At 71.4% G+C, this 22,088-nt stretch carries 19 protein-coding genes and 1 pseudogene; 2 read left to right on the top strand and 18 right to left on the bottom strand.

Going from position 1 to position 22,088, the window contains the following annotated elements; all coding sequences use genetic code 11:
• Positions 1-4 precede the first annotated feature (4 nt).
• From atpA to glyA, 8 genes are all read right to left on the bottom strand, one after another.
• The gene (atpA, locus tag ABZU91_RS11420) at positions 5-1,657 is read right to left on the bottom strand and encodes a F0F1 ATP synthase subunit alpha (RefSeq protein WP_355237498.1); all 1,653 of its coding nucleotides are present in this window, start codon (positions 1,655-1,657) and stop codon (positions 5-7) included.
• A gap of 116 nt (positions 1,658-1,773) precedes the next feature.
• A complete protein-coding gene (locus ABZU91_RS11415; protein WP_355237495.1) occupies positions 1,774-2,595 on the bottom strand; it encodes a F0F1 ATP synthase subunit delta in 822 nt (273 codons plus the stop codon).
• Positions 2,595-3,134, bottom strand: coding sequence for a F0F1 ATP synthase subunit B (locus ABZU91_RS11410; RefSeq protein ID WP_355237653.1), 540 nt, complete (start codon positions 3,132-3,134; stop codon positions 2,595-2,597). The genes ABZU91_RS11415 and ABZU91_RS11410 overlap by 1 nt, the downstream gene beginning before the upstream one ends.
• 32 nt (positions 3,135-3,166) lie before the next feature.
• Positions 3,167-3,400, bottom strand: coding sequence for an ATP synthase F0 subunit C (locus ABZU91_RS11405; protein WP_091405890.1), 234 nt, complete (start codon positions 3,398-3,400; stop codon positions 3,167-3,169).
• Positions 3,401-3,465: 65 nt separating this feature from the next.
• On the bottom strand, positions 3,466-4,263 hold the full coding sequence (gene atpB, locus ABZU91_RS11400) for a F0F1 ATP synthase subunit A (protein WP_355237491.1): 798 nt from the start codon (positions 4,261-4,263) through the stop codon (positions 3,466-3,468).
• An 11-nt stretch (positions 4,264-4,274) separates the two neighbouring features.
• A complete protein-coding gene (locus ABZU91_RS11395) occupies positions 4,275-4,511 on the bottom strand; it encodes a hypothetical protein (RefSeq protein ID WP_355052858.1) in 237 nt (78 codons plus the stop codon).
• A 191-nt stretch (positions 4,512-4,702) separates the two neighbouring features.
• Positions 4,703-5,125 (bottom strand): hypothetical protein, encoded by a 423-nt coding sequence (locus ABZU91_RS11390; protein WP_355237488.1) that lies wholly within the window; start codon positions 5,123-5,125, stop codon positions 4,703-4,705.
• Positions 5,118-6,407, bottom strand: a complete 1,290-nt coding sequence (glyA, locus tag ABZU91_RS11385; protein ID WP_355237486.1) for a serine hydroxymethyltransferase — start codon at positions 6,405-6,407, stop codon at positions 5,118-5,120. The genes ABZU91_RS11390 and glyA overlap by 8 nt, the downstream gene beginning before the upstream one ends.
• A gap of 144 nt (positions 6,408-6,551) precedes the next feature.
• On the opposite strand from glyA, the gene ABZU91_RS11380 reads away from it, so the two are divergent.
• Entirely contained in the window at positions 6,552-8,015 is a 1,464-nt protein-coding gene (locus ABZU91_RS11380) for an SDR family oxidoreductase (RefSeq protein WP_355237483.1), read from the top strand.
• A 417-nt stretch (positions 8,016-8,432) separates the two neighbouring features.
• Here ABZU91_RS11380 and ABZU91_RS11375 read toward each other — a convergent pair whose 3' ends face one another.
• From ABZU91_RS11375 to prmC, 4 genes and pseudogenes are all read right to left on the bottom strand, one after another.
• On the bottom strand, positions 8,433-10,547 hold the full coding sequence (locus ABZU91_RS11375) for a transglycosylase domain-containing protein (RefSeq protein WP_355237480.1): 2,115 nt from the start codon (positions 10,545-10,547) through the stop codon (positions 8,433-8,435).
• Positions 10,548-10,653: 106 nt separating this feature from the next.
• The gene (locus ABZU91_RS11370; protein ID WP_355237478.1) at positions 10,654-11,265 is read right to left on the bottom strand and encodes a phosphotyrosine protein phosphatase; all 612 of its coding nucleotides are present in this window, start codon (positions 11,263-11,265) and stop codon (positions 10,654-10,656) included.
• Positions 11,266-11,916, bottom strand: a pseudogene (locus ABZU91_RS11365) (L-threonylcarbamoyladenylate synthase); the annotation flags it as partial. It abuts the gene before it with no gap.
• Entirely contained in the window at positions 11,913-12,860 is a 948-nt protein-coding gene (prmC, locus tag ABZU91_RS11360; RefSeq protein WP_355237475.1) for a peptide chain release factor N(5)-glutamine methyltransferase, read from the bottom strand. The pseudogene ABZU91_RS11365 and the gene prmC, both read right to left, overlap by 4 nt.
• A gap of 72 nt (positions 12,861-12,932) precedes the next feature.
• Between prmC and ABZU91_RS11355 the strand changes: the two genes are divergently transcribed.
• Positions 12,933-14,480: a GGDEF domain-containing protein gene (locus ABZU91_RS11355; RefSeq protein ID WP_355237472.1), complete on the top strand. Its 1,548-nt coding sequence runs from the start codon at positions 12,933-12,935 to the stop codon at positions 14,478-14,480.
• Positions 14,481-14,514: 34 nt separating this feature from the next.
• On the opposite strand, the gene prfA is transcribed toward ABZU91_RS11355, so the two are convergent.
• From prfA to ABZU91_RS11325, 6 genes are all read right to left on the bottom strand, one after another.
• Positions 14,515-15,603, bottom strand: a complete 1,089-nt coding sequence (prfA, locus tag ABZU91_RS11350; protein ID WP_355237469.1) for a peptide chain release factor 1 — start codon at positions 15,601-15,603, stop codon at positions 14,515-14,517.
• Positions 15,604-15,730: 127 nt separating this feature from the next.
• Positions 15,731-15,955 carry a 50S ribosomal protein L31 gene (gene rpmE / locus ABZU91_RS11345; RefSeq protein ID WP_007464546.1) on the bottom strand — a complete coding sequence of 75 codons (225 nt, stop codon included), beginning with the start codon at positions 15,953-15,955 and terminating at the stop codon, positions 15,731-15,733.
• A gap of 467 nt (positions 15,956-16,422) precedes the next feature.
• A complete protein-coding gene (gene rho / locus ABZU91_RS11340; RefSeq protein WP_355237466.1) occupies positions 16,423-18,585 on the bottom strand; it encodes a transcription termination factor Rho in 2,163 nt (720 codons plus the stop codon).
• A gap of 295 nt (positions 18,586-18,880) precedes the next feature.
• A complete protein-coding gene (gene thrB, locus ABZU91_RS11335; protein WP_355237463.1) occupies positions 18,881-19,825 on the bottom strand; it encodes a homoserine kinase in 945 nt (314 codons plus the stop codon).
• Between the two features lie 67 nt (positions 19,826-19,892).
• On the bottom strand, positions 19,893-21,137 hold the full coding sequence (locus ABZU91_RS11330) for an MFS transporter (RefSeq protein ID WP_355237460.1): 1,245 nt from the start codon (positions 21,135-21,137) through the stop codon (positions 19,893-19,895).
• A gap of 11 nt (positions 21,138-21,148) precedes the next feature.
• Positions 21,149-21,964, bottom strand: a complete 816-nt coding sequence (locus ABZU91_RS11325) for a polysaccharide deacetylase family protein (protein WP_355237457.1) — start codon at positions 21,962-21,964, stop codon at positions 21,149-21,151.
• Positions 21,965-22,088: the final 124 nt, after the last annotated feature.

Below are 22,088 nucleotides of genomic sequence, written 5' to 3'. Positions count from 1 at the left end.
CGGATCAGCTCTCGGCCGGGCGGTCGGTCGCGCCGTCGCGGAAGCGGGTCACCGTCTCGCGGTTCTCGTCGCCCTCGAGCGGAGCGGCCGGCGCGTCGTTGACCTTGCGCTCGTCCTCCTTGTTCAGGAAGACCTGCTTGAACTCCGCGATCGCGGTGTCCAGAGAGCCGGTGATGTCGTCGTTCCACTGGTTGTCGGCGATCGACGCGAGGACACCCTCGTGCTTGTGCCGCAGGTACTGGAGGAACTCCGACTCGAAGCGCCGTACCTCGCCGACCGGGATGTCGTCGAGCTTGCCCTCGACGCCGGACCAGACCGAGACGACCTCTTCCTGCACCGGGAACGGCGAGTAGTTCGACTGCTTGAGCAGCTCCACCAGACGCGAACCACGGTTCAGCTGGTTCTGGGAGGCGCGGTCCAGGTCGGAGGCGAAGGCGGCGAACGCCTCCAGCTCGCGGTACTGGGCCAGGTTGAGCCGCAGCGAACCGGAGACCTTCTTCATCGGCTTCACCTGCGCGGCGCCACCGACTCGGGAGACCGAGGTGCCGACGTTGATCGCCGGACGAACGCCCTGGTTGAACAGGTCGGTCTCCAGGAAGATCTGGCCGTCGGTGATCGAGATGACGTTGGTCGGGATGAAGGCCGAGATGTCGTTGGCCTTCGTCTCGATGATCGGCAGACCGGTCATCGAGCCGCCACCCAGCTCGTCGGAGAGCTTCGCGCAGCGCTCCAGCAGGCGGGAGTGCAGGTAGAAGACGTCACCCGGGTACGCCTCACGGCCCGGCGGGCGACGCAGCAGCAGCGACACGGCCCGGTACGCCTCGGCCTGCTTGCTCAGGTCGTCGAAGACGATCAGGACGTGCTTGCCGCCGTACATCCAGTGCTGGCCGATGGACGAGCCGGTGTACGGGGCCAGGTACTTGAAGCCGGCCGGGTCGGACGCCGGCGAGGCCACGATGGTCGTGTACTCCAGCGCGCCCGCCTCCTCCAGCTGCCCCTTGATCGAGGCGATGGTGGAGGCCTTCTGGCCGATGGCGACGTAGATGCAGCGAACCTGCTTCTTCGGGTCGCCGGTGCGCCAGTTGTCCCGCTGGTTGAGGATGGCGTCCAGCGCGACAGTGGTCTTGCCGGTCTTGCGGTCACCGATGATCAGCTGCCGCTGGCCCCGACCGATCGGGGTCATCGCGTCGATCGCCTTGATGCCGGTCTGCAGCGGCTCGAACACCGACTGCCGGGCCATCACGTTCGGAGCCTGCAGCTCCAGCTCGCGGTAACCCTCCTCGGCGATGTCGCCGAGGCCGTCGATCGGCTGGCCGAGCGCGTTGACCACGCGGCCGAGGAAGGCGTCGCCGACCGGAACCGAGAGCACCCGGTCGGTGCGCTTGACGCGCTGCCCCTCCGCCAGCTTGGCGGAGTCACCGAGGACGACGACACCAATCTCCCGCACGTCGAGGTTCAGCGCCACGCCGAGCGTGCCGTCCTCGAACTCCAGGAGTTCGTTGGTCTTGGTCGAGGGCAGGCCCTCGACGTGGGCGATGCCGTCGCCGGTGTCGGCGACGGTGCCGACCTCCTCGCGGGAGACGTCGGACGAGTAGGAGGAGACGTAGCGCTCCAGGGCGCCGCGGATCTCCTCCGTCGAGATGGTCAGCTCGGCCATCCTCTGCTTCCTTAAAATTCAGGGGCCCGGGATACCTAGTACCAACCGGTCCGAATGGCGTCTGTCAATCCAGGCGCTGGGCGGCGGAACCGCCCGGTTGCTGGGCGGTGAGCCGTTCAGCGCTTCGCGAGCGCGTTGCGGGTCTCGTTGAGGCGGCGCAGGATGGTGCCGTCGTACAGGTCGGAACCGACCCGGACGCTCACTCCACCGAGAACGGCGGGGTCGACCGTCTGCTTGACGGACACCTCTCGACCGTATATCGCGGTGAGGCTCGCACCCAGTCGACGCTCGTCCTCGTCACTCAACGGGGCCGCGACGGTCACGTACGCCACCTGCCGGTCACGCCGGTCGGCGGCCAGCTCGACCAGCCGGGTGAGCGCCCCACTGAAGGAGCGTCCCCCGAAACCGCCGAGCGCCGCCTCGACGAGGCGGACGGTGACCGGACGGGCCTTGTCGGCGAGCAGCTCGCGGGCCAGGGTGGCCCGCTGCTCGACCGGGGCGACCGGGTCGGCCAGCGCGTTGCTCAGCGCCGGCTGACCACCCACGACCTGGCCGAAGCGGAACAGTTCGTCCTCGACCTCGCCCAGCTCACCGGCGGAGTCGGCGCTGGCCAGCAGCGCCTCCACGCCGAGGCGCTCGGTGCCGTCGAGCAGTTCCGACGGTGCCGACCACCGGCCGGAGACCAGCGTCACGAGCAGGTCGAGCGCGTCCGCGCCGATCCGCCCGCCCAGCATGTCGCCGAGCAGCGCCCCGCGGTCCTCGCCGGAACGGGCTGGCTCGGAGAGCGCCCGGCGCAGCCGCGGCTCACGCCGCAGCAGGGTCGCCACGGAGAGGACGGCGTCGGCGGTGGAGGCCACCGCCGACGGCTCCGCGCCGCGGACGTACGCGTCGAGGCGCTCGGCCGCGATCTTGTACGACTCCCGGCTGGCGGCCTGCATCAGCGGGCCCCCGTGCTCTCGAGACCGCTCAGGAACCGGTCGACAGTGCCCTTGCGCCGCGCCTCGTCGGTCAGCGACTCGCCGACGATCTTGCTGGCCAGGTCCACCGCGATGGTGCCGACCTCCGCGCGCAGCTCGCGCACGATGGTGGCCCGCTCGGCGGCGAGCGCGTCCTTGCCCGCCTGGATGACCCGGTCGGACTCCTCCCGCGCCTTGGCGAGGATGTCCTGACGGATGCCCTCGGCGTCGGCCCGCGCGTCGTCACGGATCTTGGCGGCGTCGGTCCGAGCCTCGGCGAGCTGGGCACGGTACTGCTCGAGCAGCTGGTTCGCCTCGGCCTGCGCGGCCTCGGCGCGCTTGATGCCGCCCTCGATCGCGTCGACCCGAGCCTGGAACGTCTGCTCCATGCGCGGGAAGACGAACTTCATCAGCACGAAGCAGAGCACGGCGAAGGCGATCGTGCCGACCACGATCTCTTGCCAGATCGGAATGATCGGGTTGTGGCCCGACTCACCACCCTCGGCGGCGAGGAGGAACAACATGGGTGACCTCCCGGTCGGAAGGGGCGGAATCAGCCGGCCCAGATGAAGCCGAAGGCGATGCCGAACAGCGCGAGCGCCTCGATGACGGCGAAGCCGATCCAGACGTACGGCAGGGTCATGCGCGACGACTCGGGCTGCCGGGCGGTCGACTGGATGTAGGCGGCGAAGACCAGGCCAACGCCGATGCCCGGGCCGATGGCGGCGAGACCGTAGCCGATGGCAGCGGTGCTACCGGTGACCTCGGCGAGAACGCTAGCGTCCATTGGTGTGGTTCCTCCTGGTTATCACGCGTGACTCTCACGCGGGACGACAACGGTTGGTGCGTGGATCAGTGCTCTTCGGCGAGCGCGCCCTGGATGTAGCTGGCGCTCAGCACCGTGAAGACGTAGGCCTGCAGGACGATGACCAGCGCTTCGAGAAGGGTCAGCGCCACGGTCATCACCCAGGAGACCACCGACACCGGCGCCAACCAGGCGTTGGCGCTGAGCATCGCGAAGCCGCCGAGCGTGAAGACCAGCAGGAGCATGTGGCCGGCGAACATGTTCGCGAAGAGACGAACGGCCAGTGAGAACGGCCGGATGATGAAGGTCGAGAACGCCTCGATCGGGATCAGCAGCGGCAGGATGTACCAGGGCGCCGGCGGGATCAGGGCGTGCTTGAAGTACTTGGCGAAGCCGTGGTGCCGGATGCCGATGTAGTTGAACAGCACGTAGCTGATCACCGCAAGGATCGCCGGGAAGGCGATGTGCGAGTTCGGCGAGATCTGGAAGACCGGGATGATCGCGAACGCGTTCGTCAGCAGCACGAAGCAGAAGAGCGTGGTGAAGTACGGAGCGAACCGCACGCCCTGGTGCCCGATCATGTCGACCGCGATGTTGTTCCGCACGAAGCCGTAGATCGACTCGGCGAACCACTGCTTCTTGGTCGGCACCAGCTTCGGGTTGCGGTAGGTCGCCAGGAAGAAAATGATCAGGACACCGACCGCGATCCAGATCATCAGCGTGAACTTGGTGAACCAGTAAGAGTTCTCCGCACCCCAGGGCAGGATGCTGGGCAGGTAGAAGTCCTCCTTGCTAGGTGGGAATTCTGCCTGGCCCGCTGCCAGGACGTTCGCCTGTCCGAACACCGCGTCCCTTCCTAAGTAGGCGTGCCGAGTCGGCGGATGACCAGGATGACTCCCCCAGCCATGCCGAGCACGAAGCCGATCCCGGTGGCGACGCCACCGGTATCGAGCCACTGGTCGACCAGCCAGCCGATGAAACCCCACACGAGCATGCCTCCGATGAGGTAGCTCAGCGCGGTCCAACCCTGACCGGCCCCGGACGGATAGTCGTCCGGTTGACCGGCGGGACGGGGGGTTTGGTCATCAGCCATGACGGGGCGAACGATATCAGCCGGGAAGACGAGGCTGTGCCTCACCCCCCGCACAACCGTCGTTGTGTGGGCTTCTCGTGGGCGCCGTCGTCTGTGGGCACGCTACTCCCCTTCCGCCCGTCGGAAAATGACCGGAGGCCGACACATTGCCGCGCGTCCGATAGGTGGGACACCCCGAGTCGGTGACCAGGTCAGCCGGAGCGGCGGGCGTGCACCGTGGTCAGCCACCAGAGGTGCGCCGCCGTCCACACTGCCACCCCGGCGACGATGCCGAGGCAGAGCGGGATCAACCCCGCCCAACCGGTCGACGCCACCGCCACCAGGACGACACCCAACAGGGTGAACTTCAGCACGTAGAGCCCCACACCGAGCGGCAGCAGCAACTGCGGGTTGACCTGGTCGGCCCGCGCCAGCACCACTGTCGTGAGCGTGTAGCTGAACACCGTCACGCCCACTCCGGCCGCCGCGCCGAGCGCGGCCGACGCGCCACCGGTCACCCCGCCGACCACGGCCGCGACCACCGCCAGCGCCGCCGACGCGGCCAACAGCACCGGCAGGTGCCGCAACCGCCACCGCCGGTCGGCGGCGGGCTCGACCACCCCGGACTCAGCCACGGGGGTACGCCGGGAAGGCCGCGACCAGTTCGGCCACCTCGGCGCCGATCGTGGTCAGCGCGTCGACGCCACCCGGCTCACCCGGGTTCGTGCGCACCGCCCGCGCGATCAGGGCGGCCACCTGCCGCAGCTCACCCTCGCGCATGCCCTGAGTGGTGACGCTCGGCGTACCGACCCGGATACCCGAGGCCACCAGAGGCGGCTGCGGGTCGTACGGGATGGCGTTCTTGTTGAGCGTGATCGAGGCGGCGTCGCAGCGTGCCTCCGCCTCCGCGCCCGTCACCCCCAGCTCCCGCAGGTCGATCAGCGCGAGGTGGGTGTCGGTTCCACCGGACACCGGGCGCATCCCCTCGTCGGCCAGCCCGGCGGCGAGCGCCTGCGCGTTGCTGACCACCTGCCGGGCGTACGTCTGGAACTCCGGCTGCGCCGCCTCGCGCAGCGCGACCGCCTTGGCCGCGACCGCGTGCATCAGCGGGCCGCCCTGGGTGAACGGGAAGACGGCCTTGTCGATCCGCTGGGCCAACGACTCGCGGCACAGGATCATGCCGCCGCGCGGGCCGCGCAGCACCTTGTGGGTGGTGGCGCAGACGACGTCGGCGTACGGCACCGGGGACGGGATGGCCCGGCCGGCCACCAGGCCGATGAAGTGGGCCGCGTCCACCATCAGGTACGCGCCGACCTCGTCGGCGATCTCCCGGAACCGCGCGAAGTCGATCAACCGGGGGTACGCGGTGGCCCCGCAGATGATCAGCTTGGGCCGGTGCGCACGGGCCAGGTCGCGGACCTCGTCGTAGTCGATCAGCTCGGTGTCCGGGCGGACCGGGTAACCGACCGGGTGGAACCACGTGCCGGAGAAGTTCACCCTGCTGCCGTGGGTCAGGTGCCCACCGTGCGGCAGGTCCATCGCCAGCACCGTGTCCCCCGGCTGCACCAGAGCCGCGTACGCGGCCAGGTTGGCGCTCGCCCCGGAGTGCGGCTGGAGGTTGGCGTGCTCGGCCCCGAACAACTCCTTCGCACGGGCGATCGCGATCTCCTCGGCCCGGTCCACCTCGGCACAGCCGCCGTAGTAGCGCCGGCCCGGGTAGCCCTCGGCGTACTTGTTGGTGAGCGTCGAGCCGAGCGCGGCCAGCACCGCCGGCGAGGTCAGGTTCTCGCTCGCGATCAGTTGCAGGCCACCCCGCAACCGGTCCAACTCGCCGAGGACCACCCCGGCGATCTCCGGATCGGTGGCCCTGAGCTGGGCGAAATCCGGCCCCCAGAAGGTGCTCGTCTCGGTCTCCACAGCGAACGAGTCTAGGGCCTGTGGCACAAGGGCGGCCGAGCCGAGGTGGAGTCCGGGCGGCGATCCGGCAAGGCGTCGTCCGGGCCCGCCGCAGGCCGGCCAGTTCCTGTGCAACAGGCCCTCGGGAGCCGCACACTGGAAGCCGTGAGATGCCTCGTCACCGGAGCCACCGGATACATCGGCGGGCGGCTGACGCCGCTGCTGCTCGCCGACGGGCACACCGTGCGTTGCCTGGCCCGCAAGGCCGTACGCCTGCGCGACGTGCCCTGGGCGGCGGCGGCCGAGATCGTCGAGGGTGACCTGAGCCGGCCCGAGACACTGGCCGCAGCCTTCGCCGACGTGGACGTCGCGTACTTCCTGGTGCACTCGCTCGGCCGGAAGGACTTCGAGGCGGCCGACCGCACGGCGGCGACGAACTTCGCGGCGGCGGCCCGCGCGGCAGGCGTACGCCGGATCGTCTACCTCGGTGGTCCGGAGCCGGCAGCCGACGCCGAGGTCCCCTCGCCGCACCTGCGGTCCCGGGCCGAGGTGGGCCGGATCCTGCTGTCCAGCGGGGTGCCCACGGCGGTGCTCCGCGCCGCGGTGATCATCGGCTCCGGCTCGGCGTCGTTCGAGATGCTGCGCTACCTGACCGAGCGGCTGCCCGCCATGGTCACGCCACGGTGGGTCCGCAACCGGATCCAGCCGATCGCGGTCCGCGACGTGCTGCGCTACCTGGTCGGCTGCACCACGCTGCCCCCCGAGGTCAACCGCGGTTTCGACATCGGCGGCCCGGACGTGCTGACCTTCCGCGAGATGATGCAGCGCTACGCGCGGGTGGCCGGCCTGCGGCGGCGGATCATCCTGCCGGTCCGGCCCCTCACACCGTCGCTCTCGTCGCACTGGGTCGGCCTCATCACCCCGGTGCCGAACAAGATCGCCCGCCCGCTGGTGGAGAGCCTGATCCACGAGGCCGTCGCCCACGAACACGACATCGCCCGGTACGTGCCCGACCCGCCGGACGGCCTCACCGGCTTCGACGAGGCGGTGGCGTTGGCGCTGGCCAAGGTACGCGACGCGCAGGTGGAGACACGCTGGTCGACCGCCAGCGGCCCGGACGCGCCCGCCGAGCCACTGCCCAGCGACCCGGACTGGTCCGGCGGCACCGTCTACACCGACGTGCGGGAACGGGCGGTGGACGCATCGCCGACCGCGCTCTGGCGCGTCATCGAGGGAGTCGGCGGCGAGCACGGCTGGTACTCGTTCCCCCTCGCCTGGTCGGTACGCGGCTGGTTGGACCGGCTGGTCGGCGGTGTGGGGCTACGACGGGGCCGGCGCGACCCGCACCGCCTCCAGGTCGGCGAGGCGCTGGACTTCTGGCGGGTGGAGGAGATCATCCCCGGCGAGTTGTTACGGCTGCGCGCGGAGATGCGGCTACCCGGCCGTGCCTGGCTGGAGATGCGGGCGCTCCCGACCGAGGACGGCCACAGCCGCTACCAGCAACGCGCCGTCTTCCTCCCCCGCGGTCTGGCCGGGCACGCCTACTGGGGTTCGGTGACGCCGTTCCACGCGGTGATCTTCGGCGGGATGGCCCGCAACATAGCCCGCAACGCCGAACAAACCCCCTAACCACCCCCACGCCCCACGCCCCACGCCCACCCCCACCCGCTCGCCCAGGCGCACCCCTTGCCAGCGCCCACGCCACGCCATGCCCACGCCCACGCCGACGCCGACGCCGACGCCGACGCCGACGCCGATCTTGCACATTCTGTTGCCGTTTTGCCCGTTTGGTGTCCTTAAGTCGCCACAGAAAGTGCAAGATCGCCGAGCCCGGGGCGGGCCCGAGCCCGGGGCGGGGCGGGGCGGGGCGGCAGCGGCGGCGAGAGCCCGCGCATCCCGGAGCTGAACCCCCGCCTCACGCGATCTTGCACTTTGTGTTGCCGATTTGCGGCCTTGGCACCCTAAATCCCCGCAGAAACTGCAAGATCGGCGCGACGGGAACGGGGGCGCGGGCGCGGGCAGGGACGGGCGGGGCGGGGGGCGGGGTTAGTTTGTGGTGCGGGCGGCGGTTAGCTGGAAGGCGGCGCGTTCGCTTGGGGGGACGAAGTCCTGTACGGGCTGGTTTCGCAGGGCACTGGCGAGCACCTCGCCCACCCCGGTCACCATGCGGGCCTGCACCGCCTGACCGACCGCGTCGCGCGGGTCGTCGGGGTTGGCGGCCATCGAGGCGACCGCCAACTGCGGGGTGAAGGCCACCACTGTCTCCGTCTCGTACCGCTCGGAGCTGCCGGTCTTGCCGGCCACCGGACGGCCCAGTCGGGATCGCAGGTCGGGCGCTGTGGCGCCGTCGCACCGCCCGTACATCGACTGGTCGCCCACCGGGCAGCGGGCCGCGTCCGCCGCCGCCCGTGCCACGTCGGTGTCGAGCACCTGGCGGCAGTCCGGCTTGGCGGCGTCCACCGAACGGCCGGCCGAGTCGCTGATCGAGACCACCGGCAGCGGCGCGCACCACGTCCCCTCGGCCGCCACCGTCGCGTACGCCGTCGCCAGGTCCAGCGGGGTCGTCGCGGCCACGCCCAGGGTGAACGGGCCCCAGTCCTTCGCGCCGTAGCGGGCCAGCCGCTCGTCGGAGTCGGCGCGCAGCACGATGCCGAGCCGCTCGGCCATTTCCACCACCCGGTCCGCGCCGACCCGCTCGGTGAGCCACGCGAAGTAGGTGTTCACCGACCTGCCGAACGCGGTCCACATGGTGCGGGGGCCGTCCATCGACGAGGGGCTGGCGTTGGACGGGCACCAGCGCCCGTCACAGCTGCCCGGCCCGGTCACCGGGAAGCGGGTGAGCAGTTGCGTCGGCGCCGTGAAGTCGGTCGACAGCGGCAGGCCGGATTCCAACGCGGCCAGCAGGGCGAAGAGCTTGAACGTCGAACCGCCCTGATACCCGTCGATGGCCCCACCGCCGGCGACGAGCTGGTTGACCGTGTTGGGGTGGTTCTTCTGTCCGACCGGGTTGTCCTTGACGCTGTAGGTGCGGTTCACCGACATCGCCAGCACCCGGCCGGTGCCCGGCTGCACCACGGCGGTCGGTACGGCCCGGGCCTCGGTCTGTCGGTAGATGCGCAGGACCTGCTCGGTGGTGGTCCGCTGCACGGCCGGGTCGAGCGACGACACGATGGAGAACCCGCCGCGGCGCAGCGTGCGCTGCCGCTCGTCGGCGCTCGACCCGAACGCCGACTGGCTGCTCCACCAGCGGGTGAACCAGTCGCAGAAGAAACCCCAGTCGTTGTGCCCGTCGGGCACACCCGTGCAGTCGTTCGGTGTCTCGCTGGGTCGCAGCTGCAGAGGCTCGGCGAGTGCCGCCGCTGCGGCATCGGCGGGGACCTGACCCGTCTCGACCAGGCGTTCCAGCACGTACGTCCGCCGGTGCAGAGCGCTGTCGGCGTCCCCGTTGATCGGGTCGTCACTGTCCGGCGACCGGACCAACCCGGCCAGCAGCGCGGCCTGGGGCAGGGTCAGCTCCGCGGGCGATACCGAGAAGTAGCGCTTGCTGGCCGCCGCGATCCCGTACGCCCCGGCGCCGAAGTAGGCGATGTTGAGGTAGCGGGTGAGGATGTCCTCCTTGCTCAACTCCCGCTCCAGCGCCAACGCGTACCGCATCTCCTGCAGCTTGCGGGCGGTGGTGATCTCGGTCGCCGCCTGGCGCTGCCGCTCGGTGAGCCGGGGGTCGCTGCCGAGCACGTTACGGACGTACTGCATCGTCAGGGTGGAGGCGCCCTGCCGGGTCCTGCCGTCCCGCTTGTTGACCGTGAAGGCGCGCACCACCCCGCGCAGGTCCACCCCGCTGTGCTGGTAGAACCGGACATCCTCGGCGGCCACGATGGCCTGGCGCATCACCGGGGCGACCTCGCGCAGCGGGACGTCCACCCGATCCTCCTGGTAGAAGGAGGTGATCAGGGTGGTGCCGTCGTTGGCGTAGAGGTTGGAGCGCTGCGCCGTGGGCGGCGTACGGAGCGTGTTGGGCAGCTCCGAGTACGGCGTGCTGAGGGCGCTGAAGCCGATACCGAAGACCAGGGCCGCGGGTAGGGCGGCACCGGCCAGCACCAGTCCGGCCAGCACGCCGGCGATCACCACGGTCAGCAGTTTGTCGAGTCGGGCCCGGATCATCAGCTCTCCCCGCAGGAGCCGGTCACGCTAGGACCCGTTCAGAATGACCCGCAACGCACCTTTCGCCCCTGGTTTTCCCCAAACCCGGAGGAAACTCGCACGGCGCTCAGGGCAGCAGCGTGGCCGCCAGCGGGTGGACCGTCTCCTCGATCTCGTCCGCGACCCGGGTGAAGCACTGGTCGCCGCGACCCCACGGATCGTCGAGATCGTCGGTGGGCAGCGCGGAGGCGCCCAGCCGATTGTCGTGCGCCGCCGCCACCAGGGCCACGCCCCGCGCGTACACCGCCTCCGGGGTCGCCTCGCCCGCCGGCAACGCGGCGGCGTCCACCGCGGCCAGCAGCCGGCCGAACTCACCCAGCACGAAGGTACGGGCCGCCGCGTCCGGGCGGAGCGCCACCACGTACTCCTGCTGGTCGGCCGTGGCCGTCAGAACCAGGTCGGCGGCGTCGATGTGGTCCGAGCGCAGCTTGCGCGCCGCGAACCCGTCGACGTCACCGCCACGGTCGATGACCTGTCGCGCCGCCGGCGGGTTCATCTCCTCGCCCGCATGCCAGCCACCGGTGCCGGCGCTGTGGCTGTGCAGCAACTCCTCGGCCGTGGCCGGGTCCTGCGAACGCCGCGCCAACCGTTCCCGCACCGCGAGGGCCAGCAGCCGCTCCGCCATCGGCGAACGGCAGATGTTGCCCATACACACGTGCAGGACGGTGAACGGGGGCACTCAGGCCCCCTGGACGTCGAGGAGGTCCGGTACGACGTCGCGCAGCTTCTCCAGCGGAATCGCGCCGGCCCGCAGCAACTGCGGCACCTCGCCGGTCAGGTCCACGATCGTGCTCGGCACCGGATCGGGGCAGGGCCCGGCCTCCAGGTACGCGCGCACCGAGTAACTGAGCTGGTCGCGCGCCTCCTCGGCGGTCACCGCGGCCGGCTGGCCCGTCTTGTTGGCCGAGGAGACCGCCATCGGGCCGGTCTCCCGCAGCACCTCCAGGGCCACCGGATGCAGCGGCATCCGCACCGCCACCGTGCCGGTCTTGTCACCCAGGTCCCACTGCAGGCTCGGCGAGTGCTCGACCACGATCGTCAGCGCACCCGGCCAGAACGCCTCCACCAGGTCCCGCGCCGCCGAGGGCAGCGAGAAGACCAGGCCGTCCAGGGTGTGCCGCGAACCGATCAGCACCGGCGGCGGCATCTGCCGGCCCCGGCCCTTCGCGTCCAGCAGCGCCTTGACCGCATACGGCGTGAACGCGTCCGCGCCGATCCCGTAGACGGTGTCCGTCGGAAGGACGACCAGCTCGCCGTTCTTGACCGCCTCGATGGCCGCAGCGATGCCGCGGTCCCGATCTGCGGGCGATCGGCAGTCGTAAAGCATCACGGGGAGTCAGTCTGCCACGCCGGCCCGGACGCGGTGTGCTGGCCGTCCGCCCGTCGGGACGCCGTGGCGTACCGGGGCCGGCCGGTGAGGTCCGGATGTTCCGTAACAGCGTCGAAACGGCCGTCCCGGGCGAACAGCTCCGGCACCGCCACGTCGTGCGTGTCGTCGTGCTCGACCCCGATCACGCCGCCGGGTCGCAGCAGCGCCGCCGCCCGGTCGACCACCGGCCGGATCACCGCCAGCCCGTCGGCGCCTCCGAAGACCGCCTCCGCCGGATCATGTGCGGCCACCTCCGGCGGCACCACCACGTCCACGGGCACGTACGGCGGATTACAGAGCAACACGTCCACCCGACCCACCAGGCCCTCCAGCAGGTCCGCAGCGGTCACGTCGGCCTCGACCACCTCGATCGGCCGGTCCCCCGCAGCGGCCCGCTCGGCCGCGTTGCGGCGGAGCCACACCAGCGCCGCCGAGGACCGCTCGACGGCGATCACCCGCGCCCCGGGCAGCTCCTGCGCCACCGCCAACGCGATCGCGCCGGTGCCGCTGCACAGATCCACCACCAGCGGTTCCGTTCGGCCCCGGCCCTGCTCGACACCCCAGCCGGCCAGCAGCTCCGTCTCCGGGCGGGGCACGAAGACGCCCGGACCGACCGCCAGCTCCAGGTGCCGGAAGCCCGCCCGACCGGTCAGGTGCTGCAACGGCTCCCGGCCGGCACGACGCCCGACCAGCTCGTCGAGCCGGGCCACCTGGGCGTCGTCCAGGTCGTCGGCGAGGGCCAGCCGTCCCCGGGGCACGTCCAGCACGTACGCGGCCAACAGCTCGGCCTCCACGCGCGCCGGGCCCACCCCGGCCGCCGCGAGCACGCGGGCCGCCCGGGCCACCGCGGCGGACGGACGGGTACGACCTGTCCCTTCGGGGGGGTGTTGCGGCAGAGTGGTCACACGATAATCATGAAGCGTCGCGGACGACGCCATGAACGGGTGCGTCGAGGCGCACACGACGGGAGGTTGTGGGTGGGCTGGCTCGACCGGGTCCATGACCAGGTTGACACTCTCTCGCACGCCCGCGCTTTGCAGGAAGCAAGTCGCTCCGCGGAGTCGTACACCCTCCTGGAACGGGTGATCCGTACCACCTCGGACCCGGCGGCTCGCGCGGACGCCATGGTGCAGCGCCTCTCGGCGCTGATCAATCTCGGCCGGACGGCGGAGTTCACCCGGGCCATCGAGGAGGCGTCCGCGGCTGTCCGCGACCTCGCGGAGCCCTACCTGCACGGGCACCTCAACGCGCTGGCCGCCCTCGCCGCGCACCACCAGGGCGCGCTGGACCGCTGCGTCACCCACCTCGTCAAGGCCGCCCGGGCGCTCAGCGCCGTCGACGACCCGGACCGGGACACCGCCTGGGGCTGGCACGACCTCGCGATGGCCTACAGCTACCTCAGCTTCCACGGGTACGCCCTGGGCGCGATCGAACGTGCACGGCAGCTCGGTCTGACCGCCGGAATCCCGGAGGAGACGTTCGCCGCGCCGGGCATCCGGCTGCGTAACGCCGTGGCGCTGGACCACAACGGCGACAGTGACGGCTGCCTGCGCGTGCTGCGGGACGTGGCGGCCGACCTGGCGCAGTTCGTCCACAGCGGGCGGGCTGGTCGTCTGCGTCCGAGCAGTCTCGCCGCGTACGGGTATTCGGCGGCACGGCAGGCAGCGCTCGGCGACACGCTGGAACCGCCCGGCGATGCCGTACCCTCCCGGCTCCTCACCCACGGCGGTGACAGCGCCCGCGCGCGGGACCTGCGGCAGCTCGGCATGGTCTGCCTGGCCGTCGCCGACGGTCGGCCCATCGAGGCGGTCACCCGGCTGGACACCATCCGGGTGTCCACCGAGACGCTCGGGGCGGCCGAGCCGGCCCGGCTGCGCAGCATCGCGCTGGCCCGCGCCGGTGACCATCCCGCGGCCCACCGGGCCGACCGGCTGGCGTTCCGGCTCGCCGCGCAGCGAAACGACCGGCTCCGCGACGTCTACATCGACGGCATCGCCGCCCGTATCGACCACGAGGAGATGCGTCGGGAGGCGGCACGATACGAGGGTGAGGCGTTGACCGACCCGCTCACCGGGCTGCCCAACCGACGTCGCCTCGAGCGGTACATCACCGCTGTCGTCACCCGGGGCGAGCGGGTCGTCATCGGCGTGTGCGACCTGGACGGCTTCAAGGCGGTCAACACCCGGCACGGCCACCACTCCGGTGACCTGGTGCTGCAACGCATCGCCGGAGTGATCAACCGGGTGATGCGCCGGGGTGACTTCGTGGCCCGCTACGGCGGCGACGAGTTCGTCGTGGTGCTCCCGGACACCGGCATGACCGAGGCCGCCGAGGTGGCTCGCCGGATCGAGGCGGCGGTACGCAACGAGGACTGGGAGTCGCTGGTGCCGGGCACCCCGGTCGGGGTGAGCATCGGCTTCGCCGAGGTCTCCGGCGGAGGCGGGCTGCGCGACGCGCTCAGCGTCGCCTTCGAGCAGGCCGACCGGGAGATGCTGCGCGCCAAGTCGCGGCCCCGCGCGAGTTGACCCCTCGGCGGGGTCGATCAACGGCTGGCAGCGGTCAGCGGCGGGTCAGCTCGGTGTCGCCGGCGAGGCGGGCGGCGCGGTCGGCCTCGACGAGGGCGTCCAGCACCCCGTCCAGGTCGCCGGCGAGCGCCAGGTCCAGGTTGTACGCCGTGTAGCCGATCCGGTGGTCGGTGATCCGGTTCTGCGGGAAGTTGTAGGTGCGGATGCGCTCCGAGCGGTCCACGGTGCGCACCTGCGCCTTGCGGGCGTCCGACGCGGCGGCGTCGGCCTGCTCCTGAGCGGCGGCGAGCAGCCGGGCCCGCAGGATCCGCATCGCCTGCTCACGGTTCTGCAACTGGGACTTCTCGTTCTGACAGGAGACGACGATGCCGGTCGGGACGTGCGTGATCCGTACCGCCGAGTCCGTCGTGTTCACCGACTGACCACCCGGACCGGACGAGCGGAACACGTCGATACGCAGGTCGTTCTGATCGATGGTGACGTCGACGTCCTCGGCCTCCGGCAGCACCAGCACCCCGGCGGCGCTCGTGTGGATGCGGCCCTGCGACTCGGTGACCGGTACGCGCTGCACCCGGTGCACGCCGCCCTCCCACTTGAGCCGCGACCAGACGCCGTTCCCGCCCTCCGGCACGCCCTTCGTCTTGATCGACAGAGAGACGTCCTTGACCCCGCCGAGGTCGGAGTCCTGCGCGTCGATCACCTCGGTGATCCAGCCGTGCCGCTCGGCGTACCGGGTGTACATCCGCAGCAGGTCGCCGGCGAACAGCGCCGACTCCTCACCGCCCTCGCCGGCCTTGATCTCGACGATCACGTCCTTGGCGTCGTGCGGATCGCGCGGGATGAGCAGCTCGGCCAGGCGCTCCTCCAGGGCCGGCACCGACGCCGCGATGGAGTCCGCCTCGGCGGCGAACGAGGGATCCTCGTCGGCCAGTTCACGGGCCGCGGCCAGGTCGGAGCGGGCCTGCTCCAGCTCGCCGGCGGCCTTGTGCAGCGGCACCAGCTCGGCGTACCGGCGACCCACCCGACGCGCGGTCGCCTGGTCGGCGTGGATGGCCGGGTCGGCCAACCGCTTCTCCAGCTCCGCGTACTCGTCGAGGAGGCCGGCCAGACGCTCGCTGCTCATGCTGCGGATGCTCCTTCGACGGTGCGACACCGGACTCGGCCCGATGGCCGACGGCGCGTGGAAACAGGCGAAACGCGGACGGCGCCCGTGTCCGGCGGAAAACCGGACACGGGCGCCGAACGGGGAGTTACTTGGCCTTCTTGGCCTGAACCTTGGCGTACTTCTGCTGGAACTTCGCGACCCGACCGGCGGTGTCGAGAACGCGCTGCTTACCGGTGTAGAACGGGTGGCAGGCGCTGCAGGTCTCGACGTGGATCGCCCCGCCCTTGGCGGTGCTGCGGGTCGTGAACGTGTTACCGCAGGAGCAGCTGACCTCGGTGGTCACGTACTCCGGGTGGATGTTTGCCTTCATCTCGCCTCGGTCCTCTCGTTGGTGGTCGCCGGGTCGCCGTCATCACTCGTCGCGCCGTACGCGACGGGCTCGGGCGTGAACCGGAACCGGTGGCCGATTGACCAGTGTGCCATGGGCCTGAGCCGACCCGGCAATCGGGCCGCACACCTCGTCCGGCATCGTCAACACGTACCTCCCCGTCCGCATTCCCGCCGCCCGGGCGGGCTATTCGCTCCGCCGTGCGTACCCCGCGGGGGGGGGTACGGCTCCGCCCCTCCGGCCGCCCCCTCCGGCCGCCCCCTGCGCCACCTTTGCTCTGCTTCAGCGGACGCAACGGTTCGCGCCGCTCTCTGTTGCGTCGGTTGAAGCAGAGCAAAGGACGTGTGGAGCACAGGTGGGGTGGGCCGGGGTGGCTTGAGTCCGGAAACGAAGAGAGGCGCGGCCGTTACGGCCGCGCCTCTCTTCGTCGGTCGGTCACCGACGCAGGGTCACTCCCCCGGCGTCGACTTCGCGATCTGCATCAGGAACTCGATGTTGGTGCGGGACTGCTTGAGGCGGTCCAGCAGCAGATCCATCGCGGCCTGCGAGTCCAACGAGTGCAGCACCTTGCGGAGCTTGTGGATGATGGCCAGCTCCTCGGGCGCGAGCAGGACCTCTTCCTTACGCGTACCGGACGGGTTGATGTCGATGGCCGGGAAGGTCCGCTTGTCGGCGATCTTCCGGTCCAGCTTCAACTCGGCGTTACCGGTGCCCTTGAACTCCTCGAAGATGACCGTGTCCGCCATGGACCCGGTCTCCACCAGCGCCGTGGCGATGATGGTCAGCGACCCGCCGTTCTCGATGTTGCGGGCCGCGCCGAGGAACCGCTTCGGCGGGTAGAGCGCGGTGGAGTCGATACCACCCGACATGATCCGACCGCTGGCCGGCGCCGCCAGGTTGTACGACCGGCCGAGCCGCGTCACCGAGTCGAGCAGCACGACGACGTCGTGCCCCAGCTCGACCAGGCGCTTGGCCCGCTCGATCGCCAGCTCCGCCACCGTGGTGTGGTCCTGCGGCGGACGGTCGAACGTGGCCGCGATGACCTCGCCCTTGATCGACCGCTGCATGTCGGTGACCTCTTCGGGCCGCTCGTCGACCAGCACCACCATGAGGTGGCACTCCGGGTTGTTGCGGGTGATCGCGTTGGCGATCGCCTGCAGCACCATCGTCTTACCCGCCTTCGGCGGAGACTGGATGAGCGCCCGCTGGCCCTTGCCGATCGGCATGACCAGATCGATGACCCGGGTGGTCAGGATGTGCGGCTCGGTCTCCAGCCGCAGACGCTCCTGCGGGTAGAGCGGAGTGAGCTTGTAGAACTCCGGACGACGCCGCGCCTCGTCCGGCTCCATCCCGTTGATCGTGTCCAGCCGCATCAGCGGGTTGTACTTGTCCCGCCGCTGGTCGCCGGTGTTGCCGCCCTCGCGGGCCGCCCGCACGGCACCGGTGATCGCGTCACCGCGACGCAGGCCGTACTTCTTGATCTGAGACATCGAGACGTACACGTCGTTCGGGCCGGCCAGGTAACCGGTCGTCCGCACGAAGGCGTAGTTGTCGAGTACGTCGATGATGCCGGCGACGGGGACGAGCACCTCGTCCTCGCCGACCTGCGGCTCACGGCCGCCGGTCTCAGCGCCGGTGTCCCCGCGCTCGCCACGGCCGCGCCGACGGTCCCGGAAGCGACTGCGCCGGCCACGCCGACCGCCGCCCTCTCCGTCGTCGTCGTCGCTGTCGCGCTCGACGCGCTCGACGCGCTGACCACGGTCGTTGCGGTCGGCCCGCTCCGAACGGTCGTTGCGGTCATTGCGGTCACCACGCTCGGCCGCCCGCTCGCCGCGGTCGTTGCGCTCGGCACGCTCGCCCCGGTCGGAACGCTCGGCCCGATCGTTGCGCTCGGCCCGGTCGCCGCGATCACCCCGGTCGTTGCGGTCACCACGCTCGGCCCGCTCGGAACGGTCGTTGCGGTCGGCCCGGTCGGAACGGTCGTTGCGCTCGGTCCGCTCGGAACGGTCGTTGCGGTCGGCCCGCTCGGAACGGTCGTTGCGCTCGGTCCGCTCGGAACGATCGTTGCGGTCGGCCCGCTCGGAACGGTCGTTGCGCTCGGCCCGGTCGCGGCGGTTCTCGCCACGGTCGGAACGCTCGCCGCCCTCCACCTCTTCGGTGCGGGCCTCGGCGCGCGGTGCCTCCGAGGCGTTGGCCTCGGGGGCACGGGCCTCCGCCGCAGCAGTCCGGCTGCGCCGGGAGCGACCACGGCTCTCGGTCTCGGCGGCCGGCTCGGCCGGCGCCTGGTCGGTGCTGCGACCCTCGGCCGCCGGGCGATCCACGCTCTCCCGCACCTCTTCACGGGCCGGAGCAGCCGCAGCGGCGACCTCGGCACGCGGTCGAGGGGTTCCGGCGGCGTTGCCGCCCTGCCGCTCGGAGATCGCGGCGATCAGCTCACCCTTGCGCATGCGAGCAGTGCCGGAGATGCCGAGCGACGCAGCCAGGCTCTGCAGCTCTGGCAGCAGCATCGCCGACAGACCGGTACCGCTGCGCCGACGACGGGCGGGAGCGGCAGCGGTGGCATCGCCAGCGACGTTGGAAACATCCGACGTCACGTCGGTGGTGTCGCTCAATGGATTCCTTCCCTCGATAAAGGCCGGGACTGCCCGGAGTCGGAACTCAGGTGGCCGGGCGGCCTCGGTGCACCCGCCTCGCAAGGACGCGTCGCGGGAGTCTGTGACACAGCAGCCGGTGGTTTCCCGACCCACCAAAGGCGGTGGGCAGGTCTCGCCGCCTGCGGCGACCTGTGGAAACTGCGGTGCGGCGTGGGCCTTGGCAGGGGTGACGGGCTGACCGCCGAGAGCTTCGGGGGTGCGCCGCCCCGCAGGAGATCGCGTGCTTCGCGGCTGTGCTAGGTCTAGAGCGTAATCAACTCTTCCGACCTGCGGCAACAGGGTCCCGCTCGGCGTGTCCAAGTCTACCCCGGGCAACCCGTGCGCCGCTGACGTCTATCGGTAACTTCCAGATCTGCCAGTCTGTTCCCTCGTCGAGGCCTGTCGGCGGCTCGCCGAACGCCAGCACACTCGGCCCGGCCCCAGAGACCACAGCCGCCACACCAGCCGCTCGCAACGCTCTGACCAGCGCCGACGTGCCCGGCATCCCGGGTGCCCGGTAGTCCTGGTGCAGGCGGTCGACGGTGGCCGGCAAGAGCAGCGCCGGGTCCGTGGTGAGCGCGTGCACCAGCAACGCAGCCCGTCCCGCGGTCATCGCGGCGTCGGCGTGGGGCACGGTCGCCGGCAGCGCCGCCCGTGCGGTCGCGGTCAGGCCCCGCTCGGAGGGTACGAAAACCGTGGGTCGTACGGCTTCGGCGACCGGCAGGGACACCGCACGGGCGCCGCCCGGCTCGGTCCAGGCCACCGTGAAGCCGCCGAGCAGGCACGGCGCCACATTGTCCGGGTGGCCCTCGATCTCGGCGGCCAGTCGAAGGACTCCCGGCTCGTCCAGCAGTCGCTCGCCGTCCGCGACGAGAGCACGGGCCAGCAGGACCCCCGCGACGATGGCGGCCGAGGACGATCCGAGGCCGCGCGCCTGCGGTATCCGGTTGACGCACTCGACCCCGAGGCCGGCCGGCTGCGCACCCAGGACGTCGAACGTGGCGCGCATCGCCCGCACCACGAGGTGCTGGTCGTCGTCCGGCAGCTCACCGGCGCCCTGGCCGGTGACCCTTACCCGGACCCCGCCGGACGACACCTCGGCGGACAGGTCGTCGTAGAGCCCGAGGGCGAGCCCCAGCGCGTCGAAGCCCGGACCGAGGTTGGCACTCGTCGCGGGAACCCGGACCCGGACCGGCCCGGCGGTGAAGTTCGTCGGCACGCGCTCATGCTAGGGCGCGGCACCGACGATCCGTTGGGTCGCCCGCACCATGGGACCGGACCGCGTCTCAGCCTGCCGGGTCGGGGACCGGTTCGGCGGCCGGATCGGTAAGCGAGAGACGGCGGGTGGCGATCCGCCAGCCGATCGCGTACACGACCGTGACCAGTCCGCAGCCGGCCAGCACCACCCGCTCGTCCACCACGTCCACGACCAGGGCCACTGCCAGTTGACTCACCGAGATGGCCAGCGTCGCGAGCATCATGTCGGTGGCGAAGACGCGCCCGCGCAGCCGGTCCGGCACCTCGCCCTGCAGGGCGAAGTTGGACATCACCCAGTTGCTGCCGCCCGCGAAGTGCGCCACGAACACCAGCAACAGCACCAGCGGGAACCAGCGCACCACCGACGCACCCACATAGGACAACCCGTAGAGCGACATGGACAGCGCGAGCCCCGGCAGCAGCCAGGACCGGTTGGTCAACACCCGACGCATCAGGATCGGCCCGACCAGGGCACCGGCCCCGCGCACCGCGAAGAGCAGACCGGCCCCCAGCGAGCCGACGCCGTAGACGCCGGCGAGCAGCGGAAACACGGTCAACACCCCGTTGCCCAGACCGACCGCCGACTTGACCGTGACCAGCGCCAGCACCCGCGGCCGGTGGCCGATGTAGCCGAGCGCCTCGCGGACCGCCGACCAGGTCCGCTGCGCCGGCACCAGCGGGTCGCGGGCCGCCTGCAACGGCCGGCGGATTCGCGTGGCGAGGCCCGCGGCCAGTGCCAGGCCCACCGCCGCCACCCAGAAGCAGGCGTACGGGCCGGCGGCCGAGCTGAGCACACCGCCCAGTGAGGCGCCCACCACCGTCATGGTGCCCCAGGCCGAGCCGGCCACGGCGTTACCGGCGGCCAGCTCGTGCGGTTCCAACACGTTCGGCAGCGCGGCCTGGGCGGCGGGCGAGTAGAACGCCTTGGCTACCGCGACGACCCCGATCGCCACCAGCGCCAGCCAGGCCGTGCCGCGGTCGCGGACCCCCAGCAGCAACAGCACACCCGCCAGCGCGGCCACGTTCGCGGCGATCATGATCTTCCGCCGGTCGAAGCGGTCGGCGATGGTGCCGGTGTACGGCAGCAGCAGCGCCACGATGCCGGTGTCCACCGCCAGCACCAGGGCACCCCAGACGCCGCTGCCGGTCAGGTGGGGCAGCAGCACCAGCAGCGGCACCATGACGAACCAGTCGGCCCCGAAGACCACCAGCTCGGCGAGGAAGAGGTTGCGGAAACTCCGATTGCCGGTAAGGACCGAAAGGGTGGACGCCACGGACGGGCACCCTACCCGGTCGTCGTCGGGGCTACACCCGCTCCCAGCAGCGACGAGACGGTGACGAAGCGGTACCCGCGCTCCCGCAGGCCGACGATCATGTCGGGGAGGCCGCGCAGCGCGACCAGACGCCGCCGCTGACCGACGTCGTGCCCGAGCAGGATCGTCCCCGGCCGGACGCCGTCCACGATCCGGCGGGCATGGCCGGCCGGGTCGTCGGGAAACTCCCGCTCCACCATCTGCGACGACCAGAGCACCAGCCGGTAGTTCAACCGGGCGGCCGCGTGCAGCACCGCGCCGCCCAGGTGGCCGTACGGCGGGCGGACCAGGCGCGGGGCCCTGCCCGTCACGTCGGTGATCATGTCGTGGGTGCGGCTCAGGTCGTCGTACGCCGCGGCGGCGTCCAGTTGGGCGAGATCCCGGTGCGCCCAGCTGTGATTGCCCACCTCGTGCTCGGCGAGCCGGTCGCGGACGAGGTCGGCGTGCTTGCGGACCTGAGTGCCGACCAGGAAGAACGTGGCGGGCACCCGGTGCTGGGCGAGGGTGTCCAGCACCATCGGCGTCCACTGTGGCGCCGGGCCGTCGTCGAAGGTGAGCGCGACCAGCCGCTGGGTGGTCGATCCCGACCAGACGACCGGCAGCGCGCCGTCGCCGACGTCCTGCGCTCCGTTGCCGACCGTGGCGCTGGCCGGGCCGCCGGCCAGCGGCAGCCGCCGGTGGGTCAACCAGAGATCCGCGCCGCCCGCCCCGGCGGCCGCACCGGTCACCAGCAGAGCGCCGCGGCGCAGCAGGTCGCGCCGGGACCACCCGCGCGCGCCCTCGGTCATGTGCCTGCCTCGCTCGTCCATCCCGACATCTACCAGGAGTATGCAAGACATGACCCACAGCGGAGGGCCGGTCGTTCGATCGGTGTCGCTCGGGCGTGGACGGCAGCGCCCCCGGCAGGTGATC

The sequence above is a fragment of the Micromonospora sp. NPDC005174 genome, assembly GCF_040608495.1.
Classification (GTDB): domain Bacteria; phylum Actinomycetota; class Actinomycetes; order Mycobacteriales; family Micromonosporaceae; genus Micromonospora.
This window is presented reverse-complemented; position numbering and strand designations above follow the sequence as displayed.

Excerpts from the sequence above, each read along its gene's own strand:
- atpA (WP_355237498.1), bottom strand. The coding sequence starts at position 1,657 with ATGGCCGAGCTGACCATCTCGACGGAGGAGATCCGCGGCGCCCTGGAG.
- ABZU91_RS11415 (WP_355237495.1), bottom strand. The coding sequence starts at position 2,595 with ATGCAGGCCGCCAGCCGGGAGTCGTACAAGATCGCGGCCGAGCGCCTC.
- ABZU91_RS11405 (WP_091405890.1), bottom strand. The coding sequence starts at position 3,400 with ATGGACGCTAGCGTTCTCGCCGAGGTCACCGGTAGCACCGCTGCCATC.
- ABZU91_RS11395 (WP_355052858.1), bottom strand. The coding sequence starts at position 4,511 with ATGGCTGATGACCAAACCCCCCGTCCCGCCGGTCAACCGGACGACTAT.
- ABZU91_RS11375 (WP_355237480.1), bottom strand. The coding sequence starts at position 10,547 with ATGATCCGGGCCCGACTCGACAAACTGCTGACCGTGGTGATCGCCGGC.
- prfA (WP_355237469.1), bottom strand. The coding sequence starts at position 15,603 with ATGAGCAGCGAGCGTCTGGCCGGCCTCCTCGACGAGTACGCGGAGCTG.
- rpmE (WP_007464546.1), bottom strand. The coding sequence starts at position 15,955 with ATGAAGGCAAACATCCACCCGGAGTACGTGACCACCGAGGTCAGCTGC.
- ABZU91_RS11325 (WP_355237457.1), bottom strand. The coding sequence starts at position 21,964 with ATGACCGAGGGCGCGCGCGGGTGGTCCCGGCGCGACCTGCTGCGCCGC.